This window comes from Actinoallomurus liliacearum, from assembly GCF_039542035.1.
GTDB lineage: Bacteria > Actinomycetota > Actinomycetes > Streptosporangiales > Streptosporangiaceae > Actinoallomurus > Actinoallomurus liliacearum.
On record NZ_BAABHJ010000002.1, the window covers coordinates 204,212 to 221,042 of the forward strand.

Below are 16,831 nucleotides of genomic sequence, written 5' to 3' on the forward strand. Positions count from 1 at the left end.
GGTACAGTTCCTGCTGCCCGCCGGACGCTCACCAGGAGCGACGGCGCCTTAGCGCCGGTTTTCGTTCCGATGTTCCTCAACCCCCTACCAGGCGATCTCGGCCAGCTCGCCGTACCGGACGCCCGTGGTCCCGGCCCGGCAGGCGTACTCCCACTCCGCCTCGGTCGGGAGCCGGTAACCGTCGGCGTCGCGGTCCCAGACGACGTCCTGCCCGTCGACGTCGTCGCCTCCGGAGTAGCACGGTCGAAGCCCCGCCGCCCGGGAGAGACGATTGCAGAACTCGACGGCCTCCCTCCAGGAGACGTCGGTGACCGGCGTGCGCGGCCGGGCGTCCACCACCGGTCCTTCGCCGCGTACCTCCCGGTACAGGTCCCAGGTCACCGTGTGAGCGGCGAGCCGAAAGGCCGCGACCTCGACCTCCCAGCTCCGCTTCGTGCCCTCGTCCCGCAGCACGACCTGTCCGCCGGGGATGTCCATCAGGCCGACGGCTGACTCGCGTTCCATGATCGCCCAATCCCACCATGCCCGCGGCGGGCTCCCGCCGTGCGGTTCCCCGAAGGGGCCCAGGATCATTACTGACTCAGAATCACCCGACCCGCAGGATTCCCGCTGTGGTCATAGCGCTGCTGGGCCGCGATGACCTCGGGGGTGTGCGCCGAAATCCAGCGGACCAGTTGGGCGAACGGGCGGGACAGGCCTTGGCCCAACTCGGTCAGCTCGTAGCTGACCTGCGGCGGGGTGGTCGGCTCGACGGTGCGCTCTACCAGCCCGTCGCGGACCAGGGTCCGCAGTTTGGCGGAGAGCATCTTCTCGCTGATGCCCTCGATGCGTCGGCGCAGCTCGAAGAAGCGCATTGGCCCAGGCGTCAGGGCGGCGAGAATCAGGGGCACCCACCGTCCGGTGACATGCTCCATCACCTCTCGCCCGGGACAATCGTTGTGAAACGTGTCACTGATCCACTGGGCGTCGCTCTCATCCACCTGCTCACCTACCGCTATCTCTAGGGCTTACCACAAGGTACGTACTTACAAAGAGTAAGCCCAGAACCTAGCGTCTCTCGCGTCTTCGCACCGACGAGTCAGGAGAGACAGATGAACAGCAAGCAGGTGGCGCTGGTCAGCGGAGCCAGCCGGGGAATCGGGGCCGCGACCGCGCGCGAGTTGGGCCGGCTCGGCTATCACGTGATCGTCAATTATCTGCGCGACGCCGAGTCCGCGGAGCTGGTGGTCGAGCAGATCGGCGCCGCGCAGGCGATTCAGGCCGACGTGACCGACGAGGCCCAGGTGACCATGCTGGTGGACCGGGTGGTCGCCGAGCACGAGCGGATCGACGTGCTGGTGGGTAATGCCCACACCGCGGCGCCGCCGTTCGGCCCGCTGGAGCATGTGCCGTGGGAGGCGTTCGCGGCCAAGGTGAGCGTCGAGCTGGCCGGCGTCTACCACCTGACCCGGCGGGTGCTGCCGATCATGCGGCAACGGCGGTCCGGCCGGATCGTCTACGTCTCCGCCACCGCGGCCGAGCTGATCATCGGCAGCGCCGCCCACTCCACGGCCAAGGCCGCCCTGAACGCCTTCGCCCGGCAGGTCGCCGGCGAGGCCATACGGGACGGCATCACCGTTAATACCGTCGCCCCTGGCGGGGTCGGTACCGATGCCACCGCTGAGGTGTTCACCGATGGCATCCGGCGCCACTTCGGCGACCGGTCGGTGACCGGCACGATGCTGCGGCCGCAGGACCTGGCTCGCCCGATCGCCGCGCTCGTGGACGGCGCGTTCGCCACGGTCACCGGCCAGGTGATCCCCGTCGATGGCGGATACCCGCTGCTGAGCCAGTTGCTGGACGGCCTGCCGGCCCAGTTCCCCACGCCTTCGTGAGCCTCAGAACAGGGAGTGCGGCTCAAACTCCAGGTTGATGAAGTCGACCAGGTCGCGCAGCTCGGGGAACGCGCTGATGAGGCGGGTGCGCTCATGTCCGAGCTCCGCTGGCCGACATGCCTACGGCTGTTGGGCGGGCTCCTGCGCGTTCGAGAGTGCGGTACACCGTCGCCCTCCCGATGGAGAAGACCTCCATCAGGTCGGCGACGGTGTACTCGCCGGTGGCATGCGTGCGCACCAGCTCGGTCTGCTGTCGCCCGCTCAGCTTGGGCGAGCGACCCTTGAGAATCCATCCGCACCATCGCCGCCGGGGTCAAGGTCTCCATCGGTGTCGTCCACAAAACCCTCAAGGACGCCAACGCCTCATACGCCGCTCCAGCGACTGCTGCCCGCGGCCCCTTTCTTCCGTATTCCGGCCGCACCCCTTCCTCGGACCCACGCCGACCCCAGGTCAGCGCTCCTGTGATGAACCGCCCCCGACACGGGCGAGTTCGGCCTTGGGGAACATCGGTATGGTCCGATCGACAACTCCTCGCAGCCAGCCAGCGGGCTCCGCCGTCCCGGAATGCCGGACTAGGTGGTCTTTCGCCGCTCGCCCGTGCACGTGTACGGGCTGGCCGGAGGGCCTGCGACGGTGCTGAGCTGGAGCTTGGTCTCATCCTCGCTGCCGGGCGCGGCCGTCCAGATGACGATCTTGAGTTCGTTGTCGCCGGCGGTCAGGGTGTCGCAGTCGACCGTGACAGGCCCCACCAGGGGGTGGTCGATGGTCTTGTGGTCCTCGCGGTGCGCGGCGGCCATCTGTCCGGTCGCCCACATGGCGGCGAATCTCTCGTTGCCCGCATTCAGTTCGCGGATCAGAGCGGCAAGGCGCGCATCCTGGGGGAAGCGTCCGGTTGCGCGGCGCAGGTCGGAGACGATGGCGGCGTCGGTGGCGTCCCGGTCCGTTTCGGTGATCGGCCATGGTGCGAGACGGGCGGGGCTTCCGTTCACCGGAAATCTGTCCCGGGCGAAGTTGCGCAGTCGCGGCGATGACGCTGCGGGATCGCCCAGAAGCGCGGCCCAGCTGCGATTCCACCAGATCAGCTGCCAGTCGGCCGCGAAAACGGCGGCCGGGACGTCCCCAAGCCGGGTGAGCATCCGCTGCATGCCGGGTGGCAGGTGGTCGGAGATTGTGCCGTGCGTCGGTGGGACCAGGTCGGCCAGCCGATACAGGTGGTCCCGCTCGGCGTCGGACAGTTGCAGGGCGCGCGCCAGAGACGCCACCACGCTCGGCGAGGGCGTTGTGGCGCGTCCCTGCTCCAGGCGCACGATGTAGTCGACCGACACCCCGGCGAGCTCGGCCAGCTCCTCGCGCCGCAACCCGGCCGCGCGGCGTCCCGGGGCCGCTGACAGGCCGGCTGCCGACGGTGGCAGCCGGTCGCGCCACGTGCGGATCATCGCGCCCAGTCCGGTTCTGGGTCTTGCCGTCATGGTTCACATCTTTCCGCAGTTCCGGTCGCCGGGGCGGACGCGACGGTGGTACTGCCCTTCCTACCGTCGAAGTCTCCCTGGTTGGCGTCCTCCAGCCCCGGAACCATCGAAGACATGACGATCACGTTCATCACCGGAGCCAACAAGGGAATCGGCCGCGAGACCGCCCGCCGTCTGATCGCGTGCGGTCACATCGTGCTCGTGGGAGCACGCGACCGCGAGCGGGGCGAGGAGGCCGCCGCCGCGCTGGGCGCACGCTACGTCCCTATCGACGTGAGTGACGACGCATCCGTGGCCGCCGCGGCCGCGGACGTCGCCAGGCATGAGGGCAGGATCGACGTCCTGATCAACAACGCCGGGGTGCAAGGCCCGTTCGGCGATCCCGGCGACCTCACCGCCGCCGACGCCTACGCCGTCCTCAACGTCAACGTCATCGGCGCCGTCCGCACCACAACCGCGTTCTTGCCACTGCTGCGCCGCTCGGACGACCCCGTGATCATCAACGTCAGCAGCGGCATGGGCTCCCTCGCCATCACCCACGACCCCGCCCGGTCCGAGTCGCAGGTCGTCGCACCGCTGTACGCCGCGTCGAAGGCGGCGCTGACGATGCTGACGACGCAGTATGCCAAGGGGCTCAAGGGCATCCGCGTCAACGCCGCCGACCCTGGCTACACCGCGACCGACATAAACGGCCACAGCGGCACCCAAACCGTTACCGAAGGCACGGACGCCATCGTCGCCCTCGCCACCGAGGGGCCCGGCGCCGGCACCGGACGCTTCGTCTCCCGCGAGGGCGAGATCGCCTGGTCCTGAACCCGCCAGTTCCCGACTCCCGGCCCTGCGACAGCAGGACCGGGATGCCCAGCCACTTCCCGGAAGGGATTCCATACCGATGCCCTCGACCGCAACGCGCTGGAAGGCGAGACGAACGATCAGGCGACAGCACTCGCCGCCCAGGTTCACGGATACCGGACGGCGTTCTGCGTCTCCGCCGTCTTCCTGATGGCAGCCCCCCTTGTCGCCGCGTTCGTGCTCCAGCAGAAAGGCCGGGAGCCGATCGGAACGCCGGAAGCGTCGGCCACCATCCACGGCACGCGCAGCGGGCCTGGCGCGACATCGTCGACCTGCTCGCCGAGTGCCTGCCCGTATCGGAATGATCTGGTCGGCTCCTGACACTCATTCCTGCCCGCCGTCGTCGTCCTCGTCCAGCTCGGGCGCGTCCGGGTCGCGCAGCGGCCGCAGGGCACCGGCGGCCGGGACGGTAACGGTGAAGCTGTAGCGGCCAAGCACGTTGAGGTTGCGGTGCTTGAGCGGGGAGAGCCTGGCGACGTCCTCGCCCGCGATCTCGTGGCCCTCGGCGCGGAGTTGGTCGACGGCGGCGTCGAGGTACCGGGTCGTCCACAGCACCACGCTCCCGTGGCTCAGCGTAACTTGCGGGAATCATCATTCCCGTGGGTTGGCGACGTGTTTTTCTATGACTTCTTATTTTTCGGAAACAGAAAAACAGAAAATGCTAGAGTGTCGCTGTGACGACCTCGAGCGCCCAAGACGCCGACGCGGACGAAACACAGCCGGCGGAGCGGCCCTGTCGCTACTGCGGACGTCCGGTCCCCCAGCGGACCGGACGCGGCCGACCGCGTGCGTACTGTCCGGACGGCGATTGCCAGGCCCGCGCCAAACGCGACCGCGAGCTGCGCCGCGCGGTGCCCGGTCTCGAAGGGGCGCTCGCCCGCGCCGAGGACCTCTACGACCGCATGGAGCAGGGCCTCACCGCGGCCATCGCTCCCCTCGCGTCCGCGCTGGAGTCCGAGCTGTCGCCGCGCGGCGTCGAGGCCCGGCTGAGCTCCGAGCGCGCGCAGGCGCAGGCCCGGGTGGCCGCCGCCATGGCGGCCCGGGAAGAGGCGACCCGGCTCGCCGAGCAGGCCCAGCAGGCCGCCGCGGACGCCGACGCCCGCGCCGCGGCCGCCGAGCAGCGGACGGAGGAGGCCGAGCGCGGCCAGGCGGAGGCGGCGGACCTGGTGCGTCAGGCCGAGAACACCGCCGAGGAGACGGCTCGGCGGGCCGCTCAGGAGATCGAGGACATCCGCCGGGCCGCCGCCGAAGACGTCGAGCGCGCACGAGCCGAGGTCGAACGCGCCCGGCAGGACGCCGAGGCCGCGCGGCGCGCGCAGGCGGAGGCCCTGGCCGCCGCCCAGCGCGCCGAAGACGAGACCGAACAGGCCCGCGCCCGGCTGGAGGAGGTTCGGGCCGAGCTCACCGAGGCGCGGACCGTCGCCGTACAGGCCGACCGGGACCGGACGGCCGCCCACGCTCGGGCGGAGGTCGCCGAGGCCGGCCGGGAGCGTGCCGAGACCAGGGCTGCCTCCGCCGACGCCGAGCGCGCCGCCGCCGTCGCCGTACGGGACGCGGCCCTCGCGGACACGGACCGGATCCGCGCCGAAGCCGCCGAGGCCCGAGCGGTCGCCGAACGCCTGCGCGGTGAGCTGGAGGAGGCGCGCCTGCGGTTGAGCGCCGAACACGCCCGTGTCCGTGACCTGGAACGCGACCGCGCTGCGGCCCGCGCCGACGCGGACGCCCAGCGCGAACGCGCCGTCACCGCCGAGCTGCGCGCCCGCCACGAGGAACAAGGACGGGCCCGAGAGGAACATCGAGACTGATTCGCGGCCCCGCCGCCCCGGTAGGCGGAGGGGCCGCGACCTGCGGGGAACCGATCTATCCGAGCACCGGGTAGTTCGCGCGGAACACGTTGTGCGGGTCACGGGCCCGCTTGATCTCCCGCAGCCGCGCGAGCGCGCTGCCGGAGAAGGACTTCGCCGCCGTCTCACCAGGAGACAGCACGGTGTACGGCTTGCGGCCGCTGATGTAAGCCTCAAGATCGGCCACGACCTCGGCCTGCTTGGCACGCGTCGCACCGGCCACGTGCGGCAGGCCGAGACCCAGCAGGCCCAGCAGGTACGGCTCAACCACCGCGCCGCTCGCGCCGGCCCCGCCGCCCGGCTCGGCGAGCGCCCCACCCAGGTGCCTGATCTGCACGTTGACGAGCGGTTCGACCGGCTTGGCCAGCAGGAGCTCCACCGCGTCCGCGTCCAGGCCGGTGAGCAACTCCGCACGAGTGATGGAGGGGGTCGGGTCGGTGGGCTCGGCGGTGATGTCCCCCAGGTCGGCGACCGGGACGACACCGCGGCTGTCGGAGATCGCGCCCCCGACCTTGTCGATGCGCGCCAGCAGGTCCTCCCCCTGAGCCGCCTCACCCAGGTAGACCAGATCCAGCGTCACCATCGCCGACGCGCCGGGTGGCTGGAACCGGTTGATCCAGACACTGAGTTCACGCGGCGCCTCGGCGGTGATCTCCAGGAATGCGTCGTATACCTCCCTGGTCCGGTGCTCCGGCCAGATGATGCGCCCGCCGTACATGGTGGGCGCGGGATACAGCTCGAGTTCGAGGGCGGTCACCACCGCGAAGTCCCCGCCACCGCCGCGCAGCGCCCAGAACAGCTCGGGATCGGACTCGGCGGTCACCCGGCCCGGCTCGCCATCGGCGTCCACGATGTCGATGGCCCGCACGCTGTCGGAGGCGAAGCCGTACTTGCGGCTGAACCAGCCGACCCCACCGCCCAGGGTGTAGCCGGTCACGCCGACCCCCGGCGCGCTGCCGGACAGGCCGGTCAGACCCAGCGGACCGGCCGCCGCCAGCACCTGCCCCCACTTCACGCCCGCGCCCACCCGGACCACGCGCTCCTCCGCGCGTACCTCCACCTCGTTCAGCAGGCCGGTCCGCAACAGGATCAGGCCTTCCACATCACCCGAGGCGCCATGCCCGCTCGGCTGCGCGGCCACCGTCATACCCGCCCGCCGCGCGAAACGCACGAGCGCCGCCACGTCATCGGCATCCGCGGCCTCCACCACGGCCGCCACCGGCTGCCTAACGGTCAGATTCCACGCGGTGGCCGCCTGTTCAAAGCCGTCGTCATCGGCCAGGAGCACGCGCCCCTTGAGCACACCGCGCAGATCGTTGATCGTCATCGTCGTCTCCCTTTTTCGAGTTCTCAGAGAATGCGAAGGAGTACCGTCCACCCCTTCGGCGCGTGCAGAACGTCAGGCGGGCTGCGCGGCGGGCGCTGGGGCGGCGGCCTCCTGGGCCTTGCGCGCCTTGCCGGTCTCGCGGAGGATCAGCAGGCCCGTGACCGCGATCAGCGCCGAGGTCAGGCCGTGGATGCCGAACGCGGCGGCCATGGAGCCGTGGTGGGCCAGGACGTTGACCATGTCGCCGAACGGGGCGACGGCCACCATCAGCAGGACCCAGCCCAGGGCGCGGCGGTGGCCCTTCACCAGCAGGATGCCCATGGCCAGGCCCATCGCGAGTTCGCGGCTGCCCTTCACGATGAGGAAGCCGCCGCCGTCGCCAGAGGGCCAGTTCGGCAGGCCGAAGCCCGGGGCGGACGTCTCGGGGGTCAGGACGAAGGACACCCCGAGGTAGAGAGTGAACAGGACGACGGCGGTGGCCAGGACGGTGTTGACGTTCTTCAGCGACATGGTTCTTCTCCTCTGATGTTCAGACTGGGCAGGGTTCAGCCGCGGACACGGCGGATGTGGCGGGCGTAGCGGGGGCGGCCGATGACGTGCCAGATGACGCGGACCGGGGTGGGGAGGCCGCGCAGGACGAGGGCGCGCTCGGCCGGGTTCGCGTCTTCCAGGACGGCGCCGAAGAGCGTGAGCAGGGTGAGCTTGGGAGTGTTGTTCACCAGGTGGTCGCCCAGGGAGGCCCACTCCTGTTCGGTGATGTGCTTGGCCGCGAGCGGGAGGAGGGTGGCCTCCTCGTCGTCGAGGTGTTCCAGCAGGACCGCGCGGTGCTCGGTGAGGGCGGCCACGAGGGTGTCGCGTTCGTCGGCGCCCGCGGTGGCCTCCCAGGCGGGGACCGCGGCGTCCAGCCTGGTCAGGGTGGCCGCGATGCGTTCGTGCTGGGTCTCCATGCGCAGAACGATGTCGGCCTCCAAGTCCACCCGGGACAGCAGCGGCGGCCACAGCAATTCGTCCTCGCCCTCGTGGTGGTGGTGCAGGCCCAGCCGGTAGTCGCGGAAGTGGTCCGCGATCACCGTGGCGCGAGCGGTGTCACCCGGGGTGACGGCCGCGACGAGTTCCACCAGCAGCCGTGACTCACGGCGGAAGACGCGGTGGACGATCTCCATGTCCTGGGTGTTGACGCTCATCTGTTCTTGCCCTTCATCGGTTGCGATGTGTTCAGGCTGCTCCCGGGCCTTTGGAGGGGACTTGGAGGTGACTTGGACCAGTCCACGTACGATGTGCGGATCATGGTTTTCGTCCGGGTGCTGGGTTCGTTCGCGGCCGAGGTGAACGGTGAGACCGTTCACCTCGGCGGGCCGCGGCAGCGGGGCGTGCTGGCGTTGCTGGTGGCGGCGCGTGGGCAGGTCGTGCCGGTCGACCGGATGATCGAGGATCTGTGGCGCGGGGAGCCGCCCGCGCGGGCGCTGATGTCCTTGCAGGCGTACGTGTCCAACCTGCGCCGGCTGCTGGAGCCCGGACGTCCGCCGCGCACGCCGGCCCGGCTGCTGGTGAGTGCGTCGCCCGGTTATGCGCTGCGGCTGCCGCCGGAGTCGGTGGACGCGTGGCGGTTCGAGGACCTGCTCGACCAGGCCCGTACGGACACCGACCCGCGCGCCACCCGGGCTCGGCTCGCCGAGGCGCTGGGGCTGTGGCAGGGACCGGCGTTCGCCGAGGTCGCCGACGAGCCGTGGGCCGCCGCCGAGACGGCCCGGCTCAACGAGCTGCGCCTGGGCGCCACCGAACTGCACGTCGCGGCGGGACTGCGAATCGGCGACCCCGCCGCGGTGGTTCCCGAGGCCGAGCGGCTCACCCGCGACGAGCCCCTCCGCGAGGAAGGCTGGCGGCTGCACGCCCTGGCACTGTGGAGCAGCGGCCGCCAGGCCGACGCGCTGGCGACGCTCCGCCGCGCCCGCGGCATCCTCGCCGAGGAGCTCGGGCTCGACCCCGGCCCGGACCTGACGGCGTTGGAGGAGGCGATCCTCACCCAGCGCACGGACGTCATGCGCGAGACCGTGCCCCCGCCACCGCCGACCGCACCGCTGTCGCGGCCGGCTCCGATCAACGAGGCGCCGTTCGTCGGACGTGAGGCACAGCTGTCGGCACTGGTCACGGCCGCCGCCGAGGCCGCCACCGACGGCGCCCGCATCGCCCTTGTCACCGGCGAGGCCGGGCTCGGCAAGTCGACGCTCCTGGAACACCTCGGCAGGCGGCTCGAACGTGACGGATGGCTGGTCGCCGCCGGCCACTGCCCCGAGGTCGACAGCGCGCCGCCCGCATGGGCCTGGACCGAGGCGCTGAGAGCCGTCGCCGCGACCACGTCCCCAGGCGAGTTCGCGGACGCCCTCGCGCCGCTGCTCACAGACACCGAGCCGGTGAACGCCGACCCCACCGCCGGACGGTTCCGGCTGCGCCAAGCCGTGTGGAAATGGCTCGCGGCGGTCGCCACGGTACGCCCGGTCGCCGTCGTGCTGGACGACCTGCACTGGGCGGACGCCGCCACGCTGGAACTGCTCGGCGGCGGCCTCGGCCTGCGGGCCCCGATCCTGGTCGTCGCCGCGTACCGCGCGGACGAGAGCGGGCACCTCACCGAAACGCTGGCCTCCCTCGCGCGCGCCACGCCCCTCCGCCTAGCGCTGCCGGGGCTGAACGACGAGGCCGTCGCGCAGCTCGTACGGAACGAATGCGCGGCCGACGAGGAGACCATCGCCGGGATCGCCGAGCGCACCGGCGGCAACCCGTTCTACGTGCGCGAAAGCGCCCGGTTGCTGAACGGCGAAGGCGCGCTGGTCGCCCTCTCCGAGGTCCCCGAAGGCGTACGGGACGTCCTCCGCCGCCGGCTCACGCGCCTGCCCGAGGGAGGCGTGTCCATCCTCCGGCTCGCCGCGGTCGCGGGCCGGGAAAGCTCAGTGGACGTCCTCGTCAAGGCCGCCGACACCGACGAGGACGGCGTGATGGACGCGCTGGACGCGGGCGTCATCGCCGGGCTCCTCGACGAGCCCGGCCCAGGCCACATCCGCTTCGTCCACGCCCTCGTCAGGGACACGCTCGTCGCCGACCTCAGCAGATTGCGTGCCACCCGGATGCACGCCCGGATCGCCGCCGCTCTTGAAGGCACCGACGACATCGCGGCGCTGGCCCACCACTACGCGCGCGCCGGCTCACCGAAGGCCGTCGGCTACTGCGTCCGGGCCGCCGAGCTCGCCGAGGCCCGCTACGCCCACGACGTGGCGGCCGACCTCCTCACCGACGCCGTCACCAACTCGACCGGACCGGACGAACGCGTCGAATTGCTCGGCAGGCTGCTGCGCGCGCAGATCCGGGCGGGAGCCGTCGGCGCCGCCCGCGAGACACGCCGTGAAGCCGTGGAGTACGCAGAGTCCCTGGGCCGCGACGACCTGATGATCGCCGCGTTCACCGCGTGGACAGAGCCGACCGCCTGGCAAGCCCGTACGTACGGCACGGTGGACCGGCCCGTCGTCGACCGCCTGAGCCGCCTGCTGAAGCGCGAACTGGCCCCTCCGGTGCGGTCCCGGCTCCTGACGGCGTACGCGAACGAACTGGTCGGCGAGGACGACCCGACCGTCCTGGAGGCGGCGCAGGAGGCACTCGACCTCGCCACCGAACCCCGGCTGCGGGCCGCGGCACTCCAGATCCTGACCCGAGTCCACGGCGACGCCGAGCTCTGCCGGGAACTCGTGGAGATCGGCACCGAGCACGACCTACCGGTCTACCGCGTCACCGGGCTGCTCAACCACGCCTCCGGCGCCGCCGCCGCCAACGACCCGGTGACCATGCGCCAGGTGACCACCGAGGCCCTGGAACTCGCGCGCACCTACCGAATGCGCGAGGCGATCGCCGTCGCCGAGATCACGCTGGCGACCCTGGCGCTCATCGAAGGCCGATTCGCCGACGCCGAACTCCTCTACATCAAGGCCGACGAGGGCATGCGGCGCATCGGATCGGTGCACGCCACGGGCTTTCTCCAACTCGCCCTGACCACGATCTGGCTGAACGACGGCACGCTTGGGGCGCACCTGGACGACGTTCGCGCCCTCCACGCCGCGCTCGGCCCCATGACCTCCGACCTGCTCGCGCTCGCCCTCCACGCCAACGGCCTGGACGCCGAAGCCCGCGAGGTCCGCGCGTCACCCAGCCCGATCCGCCCCGACTTCTTCTTCACCTTCCTCACAACGTTGCGCGCGATGGCCCTCGTCGCCTTGAACGACCGCGACGCCGCCGAGGAGATCTACGCGACGCTGCTTCCGTACCGCGACGGCCCCCCGGCGGGCGCCACGAGCATGTCGGTGGCGCTGCGCCCGGTCGCCCACACCCTCGGCGAGCTGGCCATCCTCCTCGGCCGCGACCAGGAGGCCGCCGCTCACTTCACCCAGGCCGCCACCATCGCCGACCAATGGAACGCACCCTCCTGGGCCGCCGAGGCCCGGTCGCGAACGACCGCTTAGCCGGCTTTGTCCAGGCCCGCAAGCTGCGGCCGATCAGGTCCTGCGCGAGATGACCATGATGTATTCGCACCATGTGCCGCTCGAAGCCGGTTTCCGGGTCACGGAAAACGGGGCGATCGTTCTCGCGCATGACAATGGCCACACCAGACTCGGCAGCAGCCGGCGCACCGATCAGGTCCGAGAGGGACGCGTCGAGCGCGTGGGCGATCCTAGAGGCGACGCCGATCGTCGGGCTCTTCTCACCGCGTTCGACCTTGGACAGCATCGCCCGGCTGACCGATCAGCCGAACGTGTCCTGGGAGCTCGACGGCGACCAGTCCCAGGCCCGCGCCGCGCGGGCGGCGCTCCTCGAACAGCTGACCCGACCACACCACTTCGTAGCCGGCGCCCACCTCGACTCACCCGGCATCGCCCGCGTAACCTCCTCCGGCGACGGTTATGCGCTGGAATACCTCGCACCACCGATCGGCTGATCGAGCCTTCGGATAGAGGTCGGCTGCTGGTTCGCGACTCATGGAGGCCGGGAACGGGCGTGGCGGCGGGCATTCCGGAGAGTGGGTGTCCGGTCCGCCTGCCTCGCGTACGGTCACTTCACATGACCGACTCCGAGATCGAGATCACCGCAGAGCTGGTACACGATCTTCTCAAGGACCAGCATCCGGACCTTGCGGGGCTGGCCATCCGCGAGGTGGCGGGCGGCTGGGACAACCAGATGTGGCGGCTTGGGGATGAGTTGGTCGTGCGCATGCCGCGCACGGAACGTGCCCCGGATCTCCAGCGCAAGGAGCGCCGGTGGCTGCCCGTCCTGGCCCCGCGTCTTCCACTCCCGGTTCCGACTCCTGTGCGGATCGGCGAACCGTGCGCGCGCTTCCCGAGGCTCTGGAGCGTTATGACGTGGGTTTCCGGCGAGCCACTTGACTCCACCTCGATCAGCCGCGACGACCACGCGGCCGACACTCTGGCAGGCTTCCTCAGGGCGCTCCATGTGGAGGCGCCCGCCGAGGCGCCGACCAGTTCGGACCGCGGCGCTCACCCTAAGAAGTGCACGGACGGCTTCGAGAAGTCCTTGCAAGCCGTTGCCCTCGGCGGCGTCGCCGCCGACGTCCGGGCCGTCTGGGACGATGCTGTCGCGGCCCCCGAGTGGGAGGGCCCGCCGCTATGGCTGCACGGTGACCTCCATCCCGCGAATGTCGTCGTCTCGGACGGGACGCTCTCGGGCGTGATTGATTTCGGTGACATGTTCGCCGGCGATCCCGCGTGGGACCTCGCGGCCGCGTGGCTGCTCATTCCCGCGGGCGCGGGCTCACGGTTCTTCGAGGTGTACGCGCGTGCGGACGAGGCGACGATCCGGCGCGCCCGAGGGCTGGCTGCGCTGAAAAGCCTTTTCCTTATTCGTATGGGCCAGAACGGGGATCGGGGCCTGCCTGGCGGCAAGCCGACATGGGGACCCGCAGGCCGGGCGGCGCTCGAGCGTGTTCTGACATCCGGCTCGAGCTGACCCTCTCCCACAATGGGCCCCGCTCCCGTCGCGACGCTCCTCAGCCCGTCGTCCAGCGGCGGAGCTTCTCGGGGTTGCGTACCACCCAGATGCTCTTGATCCGGTCGCCTGCGACCTCGAACGCGAACACCGTCACGGTGACGCCGTCTTGCTGAGCCACCAGGCCGGGCTGACCATTGACCGTACGCTCCAGGAACGTCATGTCGCCGGGCCTTCGGTTGGAGATCTCGATCCAGGCGCGCGCGATCTGCTCGCCGCCTTCGATGGGGCGCAGGAAGGTGGTGACGAGGCCGCCGCCGTCGGCGATCGCCGTGGCGTCGGGGTCGAGCAGGCCGATCAGGGCGTCGATGTCCTTGGCCTCCCATGCCTGTTTGAAGTCCCTGACGATGCCGGCCTGCTGGGCGGTCGGACTCGCGGGGCCCTGCGATTCGCGAATGCGGCGGCGGGCCGAGGAGGCCAGCTGGCGGCATGCCGCCGGCGTACGGCCGACGATCTCGGCCACTTCGGCGAAGGAGTGGCAGAAGACGTCGTGCAGGATGAACGCGACGCGTTCGGCCGGGGTCATCGATTCGAGCACGACCAGGAAGGCCATGTTGACCGACTCGTCCAGGGTGACCCGGTCGGCCGGGTCGACGGTCGCGCCGCCCGGCCGCCCGCTGATCCACTCCGTACGCTCGGGCAGCGGCTCGGGGATCCACTCGCCCACGTACCGCTCCCGCCTCGCGCGCGCCGAGCCGAGCACGTCCAGGCAGATGCGACTGGCGACCCTCGTCAGCCAGGCGCCGGGGGACGCGATGGCCTCCTGCTGCTCCCGGGACATGGCGTACCAGCGGGCGTAGGTCTCCTGGACGACATCCTCGGCCTCGGCCAGCGAGCCGAGCAGCCGGTAGGCGAGATTGATCAGCTGCCGCCGCTCGCTCACGATCGCGTTCAGACCCGGGTCGGCCCGGTCCTCTCCTGGCCCGTATCCGGTGGTCATGGTGTCGCCCCCTGGTCGCATCCGCTCTCACCGGTTCGACGAGACAGCCCCTCGGAATGTGAGGCCGGTGCGTCGCCTCACATTCGCAGCGGCTGTGTCGTCGTACTGCTCGGAGGAACACACCATCCAGCGAACAGGAAGCTCAGAGACACCATGACCACCCCAACGCCGACAGCACCGTTCGCCGACCCGGCGCCCGCGCAACGCCTGGAGCGGGCGGCCGCTGCGTTGACCGCACACGGTTTCACCGTCGAAATCCTCGACGACGCCGCCGCCGCGCGTACCCGCGTCAAAGAGCTGATCCCCGAGGGCGCCAGTGTGTTCACCGGGGCCAGCGAGACCCTCCGCCTGTCCGGCATCGATGAGGACATCAACGCCGACGGGCGCTACGACGCCGTCAAGCCACGCGGCCTGGCCATGGACCGCGCCACCCAGATGCGCGAGATCTGGCGGCTGATGTCCACCCCTGACGTCATCGTGGGCAGCGTCGCCGCGGTCACCGAAACCGGCTCTCTCGTGGTCGCCTCGGCCAGCGGAAGCCAGCTGCCCGGCTACGCCGGCGCCGCCGCCCGCGCGATCTGGATCGTCGGGGCGCAGAAGGTGGTACCCGACCTGGGCACCGCGCTGCGACGCCTCGAAGAGCACTGCCTCCCGCTGGAGAACGAGCGCGCCATGAAGGCCTACGGGCAGCCGAGCTCCCTCAATCGCCTTCTCATCCTCAACGCGGAACCCCACCCCGGGCGCGGCACCGTCCTGCTGCTCCGCGAAGCCATCGGATTCTGAACCACCGGCATCTCTCGCGGGACCCGATTCAGCAGAGGCCCCGATTCGGCACAGGCACGGTGCGCACGGCGTCACGGGCTGTGCCGAATCGCCCGGCCGACGCCGCCGGGCCCACGGCCTCGATCCGAGGGTCTCGTCCTACTCGGGGATGATCGCTACGGCGTCGATCTCCACGAGAGCACCCGGGCGGGCGTGTCCTGCGGTGGAAACGACCGTGACGGCTGTGCGGTGATCGCCCCACACGGATCGCGCCGCCATGTATCCCACCTGCGCGTCGACCCCATTGACGAGGTAGATGTTGAGTTTGACGACATGCTCGGGACCGGTACCCGCCGCGGCGAGCACGGTCAGCACGTTCCGCATCGCCTGAGCGGTCTGCGCCTCGACACCGTCGAGCAGGTTCCCGGTGCCGTCGCTGCCGAGCTGGCCACCGACATAGAGCGTCCGGGCCGCCGGTGCGATCACACCCTGTGTGAAGGCGGGGTTGGCGGCGAGTTCTTGAGGGTCGAGGTGCGTCGTCTTGGCGGTCATGAGTCTCTCCTGGAGCTGCCGGGTTTCCGGTCAGGTTCGACCGGATTCAGGGAGCCACGCTGACACTCCTAGCGGACAGCATCGGTCCGCTATCTGGCAGGGTGGGGCGACATGGACAGGGCCGGCGGTGACGAGCGGAGTACGACGGAGCGGGTGCTCACCCTGCTCGGACTGCTGCAGCAGCGCCAGGTCTGGACCGGTCCCGAGCTCGCCGACCGGCTCGGGGTGACGCCGCGCACGGTACGGCGTGATGTGGAGCGCCTGCGCGCGCTCGGCTATCCGGTGTACGCCAGCCAGGGTGTCGGCGGCGGCTACCGGCTCGGCCCGGGACAGGACCTGCCGCCGCTGCTCCTCGACGATGAGGAGGCGATCGCCACGGTGGTCTCGCTGCTCGCGGGCGCGGGTGGTGCGGTCGCCGGTGCCGGCGACGCCGCACTCCGGGCGCTGACCAAGCTCGACCGGGTGCTGCCCACCCGGCTGCGGCACGAGGTGCGCGCGCTCTCCGGCTCGGTGGAGTCCTTCTCCGGAGGCCGCGCGCCGGTCGACCCGGAGGTGCTCATGACGCTGGCCCGGGCCTGCCGCGACGAGGTCGAAGCCGGCTTCGACTACCCGTCCGGGAGCGAGGTGCGACGGCGCCGGGTCGAGCCGTATCGCCTGGTCGCCTCCGACCGGCGCTGGTACCTCCTCGCCTACGACCTCGATCGCGACGACTGGCGTAGCTTCCGCGTCGACCGGATGACCGATGTGTCCGCACGGACCTGGCGCTTCCGCCCGCGCGCGGCGCCCGAAGCGGCGACGTACGTCCAAGAAAGCGTTGCGAGTCGGGTCTACCCGCACCAGGCGCGCTTCCTCGTGCACGCCCCGGCCGACACGGTGCGCGCGCAGGTTCCGGCATCGGCGGCCGTCGTACGGCGGCGCGGCAGCGAGTTCTGCGAGGTGCTCAGCGGCGCCGGCAGCCTCGACTTCGTGCTCATGCACGTACTCCTGCTGGGGCACGACTTCGAGGTACTGGACCCTCCGGAGCTCAGGAGACGCTGCCGCGCGCTGGCGGAGAGACTCCTGTCGGCCGGTGCGGCGATCTCGCCGGTGCCGGACGTGGAGAAGTCATGAGCCTCGAGTGTCGAGAATGTGGCGCCGGCTTCGTCCCAGGGACACGAGCGGCCACGACGGG

The 16,831-nt window shown here is 70.9% G+C and carries 19 protein-coding genes; 8 read left to right on the forward strand and 11 right to left on the reverse strand.

Going from position 1 to position 16,831, the window contains the following annotated elements; translation table 11 throughout:
• Positions 1 to 84: 84 nt before the first annotated feature.
• On the reverse strand, positions 85 to 504 hold the full coding sequence (locus ABD978_RS03465) for a formylglycine-generating enzyme family protein (protein ID WP_345348107.1): 420 nt from the start codon (positions 502 to 504) through the stop codon (positions 85 to 87).
• 68 nt (positions 505 to 572) lie between these two features.
• Positions 573 to 980 (reverse strand): winged helix-turn-helix transcriptional regulator, encoded by a 408-nt coding sequence (locus ABD978_RS03470; RefSeq protein WP_345348110.1) that lies wholly within the window; start codon positions 978 to 980, stop codon positions 573 to 575.
• Between the two features lie 111 nt (positions 981 to 1,091).
• Between ABD978_RS03470 and ABD978_RS03475 the strand changes: the two genes are divergently transcribed.
• A complete protein-coding gene (locus tag ABD978_RS03475; protein WP_345348113.1) occupies positions 1,092 to 1,874 on the forward strand; it encodes an SDR family NAD(P)-dependent oxidoreductase in 783 nt (260 codons plus the stop codon).
• 91 nt (positions 1,875 to 1,965) lie between these two features.
• Here the strand turns inward: ABD978_RS03475 and ABD978_RS43735 are convergent, their stop codons facing one another.
• Positions 1,966 to 2,163: a helix-turn-helix domain-containing protein gene (locus tag ABD978_RS43735; protein ID WP_425550676.1), complete on the reverse strand. Its 198-nt coding sequence runs from the start codon at positions 2,161 to 2,163 to the stop codon at positions 1,966 to 1,968.
• 284 nt (positions 2,164 to 2,447) lie between these two features.
• A complete protein-coding gene (locus ABD978_RS03480) occupies positions 2,448 to 3,344 on the reverse strand; it encodes a helix-turn-helix transcriptional regulator (protein ID WP_345348116.1) in 897 nt (298 codons plus the stop codon).
• A 114-nt stretch (positions 3,345 to 3,458) separates the two neighbouring features.
• Between ABD978_RS03480 and ABD978_RS03485 the strand changes: the two genes are divergently transcribed.
• Complete coding sequence (locus ABD978_RS03485) at positions 3,459 to 4,157, forward strand: SDR family NAD(P)-dependent oxidoreductase (protein WP_345348119.1); 699 nt, start codon at positions 3,459 to 3,461, stop codon at positions 4,155 to 4,157.
• A gap of 363 nt (positions 4,158 to 4,520) precedes the next feature.
• Here ABD978_RS03485 and ABD978_RS03490 read toward each other — a convergent pair whose 3' ends face one another.
• Complete coding sequence (locus ABD978_RS03490) at positions 4,521 to 4,754, reverse strand: Tn3 family transposase (protein ID WP_345348122.1); 234 nt, start codon at positions 4,752 to 4,754, stop codon at positions 4,521 to 4,523.
• 116 nt (positions 4,755 to 4,870) lie between these two features.
• Between ABD978_RS03490 and ABD978_RS03495 the strand changes: the two genes are divergently transcribed.
• Positions 4,871 to 6,001, forward strand: coding sequence for a coiled-coil domain-containing protein (locus ABD978_RS03495; RefSeq protein WP_345348125.1), 1,131 nt, complete (start codon positions 4,871 to 4,873; stop codon positions 5,999 to 6,001).
• A 55-nt stretch (positions 6,002 to 6,056) separates the two neighbouring features.
• Here the strand turns inward: ABD978_RS03495 and ABD978_RS03500 are convergent, their stop codons facing one another.
• From ABD978_RS03500 to ABD978_RS03510, 3 genes are all read right to left on the reverse strand, one after another.
• Positions 6,057 to 7,367: an FAD-binding oxidoreductase gene (locus tag ABD978_RS03500; protein WP_345348128.1), complete on the reverse strand. Its 1,311-nt coding sequence runs from the start codon at positions 7,365 to 7,367 to the stop codon at positions 6,057 to 6,059.
• Between the two features lie 72 nt (positions 7,368 to 7,439).
• The gene (locus ABD978_RS03505) at positions 7,440 to 7,877 is read right to left on the reverse strand and encodes a DUF4267 domain-containing protein (protein WP_345348131.1); all 438 of its coding nucleotides are present in this window, start codon (positions 7,875 to 7,877) and stop codon (positions 7,440 to 7,442) included.
• A gap of 35 nt (positions 7,878 to 7,912) precedes the next feature.
• Positions 7,913 to 8,551, reverse strand: a complete 639-nt coding sequence (locus tag ABD978_RS03510; protein ID WP_345348134.1) for a hemerythrin domain-containing protein — start codon at positions 8,549 to 8,551, stop codon at positions 7,913 to 7,915.
• Positions 8,552 to 8,653: 102 nt separating this feature from the next.
• Between ABD978_RS03510 and ABD978_RS03515 the strand changes: the two genes are divergently transcribed.
• Positions 8,654 to 11,869 (forward strand): ATP-binding protein, encoded by a 3,216-nt coding sequence (locus tag ABD978_RS03515; protein ID WP_345348137.1) that lies wholly within the window; start codon positions 8,654 to 8,656, stop codon positions 11,867 to 11,869.
• On the opposite strand, the gene ABD978_RS43740 is transcribed toward ABD978_RS03515, so the two are convergent.
• Positions 11,790 to 12,134, reverse strand: a complete 345-nt coding sequence (locus ABD978_RS43740; RefSeq protein WP_425550665.1) for a helix-turn-helix domain-containing protein — start codon at positions 12,132 to 12,134, stop codon at positions 11,790 to 11,792. The genes ABD978_RS03515 and ABD978_RS43740 overlap by 80 nt on opposite strands.
• Between ABD978_RS43740 and ABD978_RS03520 the strand changes: the two genes are divergently transcribed.
• Positions 12,124 to 12,342: a hypothetical protein gene (locus tag ABD978_RS03520; RefSeq protein ID WP_345348140.1), complete on the forward strand. Its 219-nt coding sequence runs from the start codon at positions 12,124 to 12,126 to the stop codon at positions 12,340 to 12,342. The genes ABD978_RS43740 and ABD978_RS03520 overlap by 11 nt on opposite strands.
• Before the next feature lie 122 nt (positions 12,343 to 12,464).
• The gene (locus tag ABD978_RS03525; RefSeq protein ID WP_345348143.1) at positions 12,465 to 13,367 is read left to right on the forward strand and encodes an aminoglycoside phosphotransferase family protein; all 903 of its coding nucleotides are present in this window, start codon (positions 12,465 to 12,467) and stop codon (positions 13,365 to 13,367) included.
• A 40-nt stretch (positions 13,368 to 13,407) separates the two neighbouring features.
• Here the strand turns inward: ABD978_RS03525 and sigJ are convergent, their stop codons facing one another.
• Positions 13,408 to 14,346: an RNA polymerase sigma factor SigJ gene (gene sigJ, locus ABD978_RS03530; protein WP_345348147.1), complete on the reverse strand. Its 939-nt coding sequence runs from the start codon at positions 14,344 to 14,346 to the stop codon at positions 13,408 to 13,410.
• Positions 14,347 to 14,499: 153 nt separating this feature from the next.
• Here sigJ and ABD978_RS03535 point away from each other — a divergent pair, with 153 nt between their 5' ends.
• Positions 14,500 to 15,129, forward strand: coding sequence for an LUD domain-containing protein (locus ABD978_RS03535; protein ID WP_345348150.1), 630 nt, complete (start codon positions 14,500 to 14,502; stop codon positions 15,127 to 15,129).
• A 138-nt stretch (positions 15,130 to 15,267) separates the two neighbouring features.
• On the opposite strand, the gene ABD978_RS03540 is transcribed toward ABD978_RS03535, so the two are convergent.
• On the reverse strand, positions 15,268 to 15,660 hold the full coding sequence (locus ABD978_RS03540; RefSeq protein ID WP_345348153.1) for a RidA family protein: 393 nt from the start codon (positions 15,658 to 15,660) through the stop codon (positions 15,268 to 15,270).
• A gap of 111 nt (positions 15,661 to 15,771) precedes the next feature.
• Here ABD978_RS03540 and ABD978_RS03545 point away from each other — a divergent pair, with 111 nt between their 5' ends.
• Positions 15,772 to 16,770 carry a helix-turn-helix transcriptional regulator gene (locus ABD978_RS03545; RefSeq protein ID WP_345348156.1) on the forward strand — a complete coding sequence of 333 codons (999 nt, stop codon included), beginning with the start codon at positions 15,772 to 15,774 and terminating at the stop codon, positions 16,768 to 16,770.
• The last annotated feature ends 61 nt before the right edge of the window (positions 16,771 to 16,831 follow it).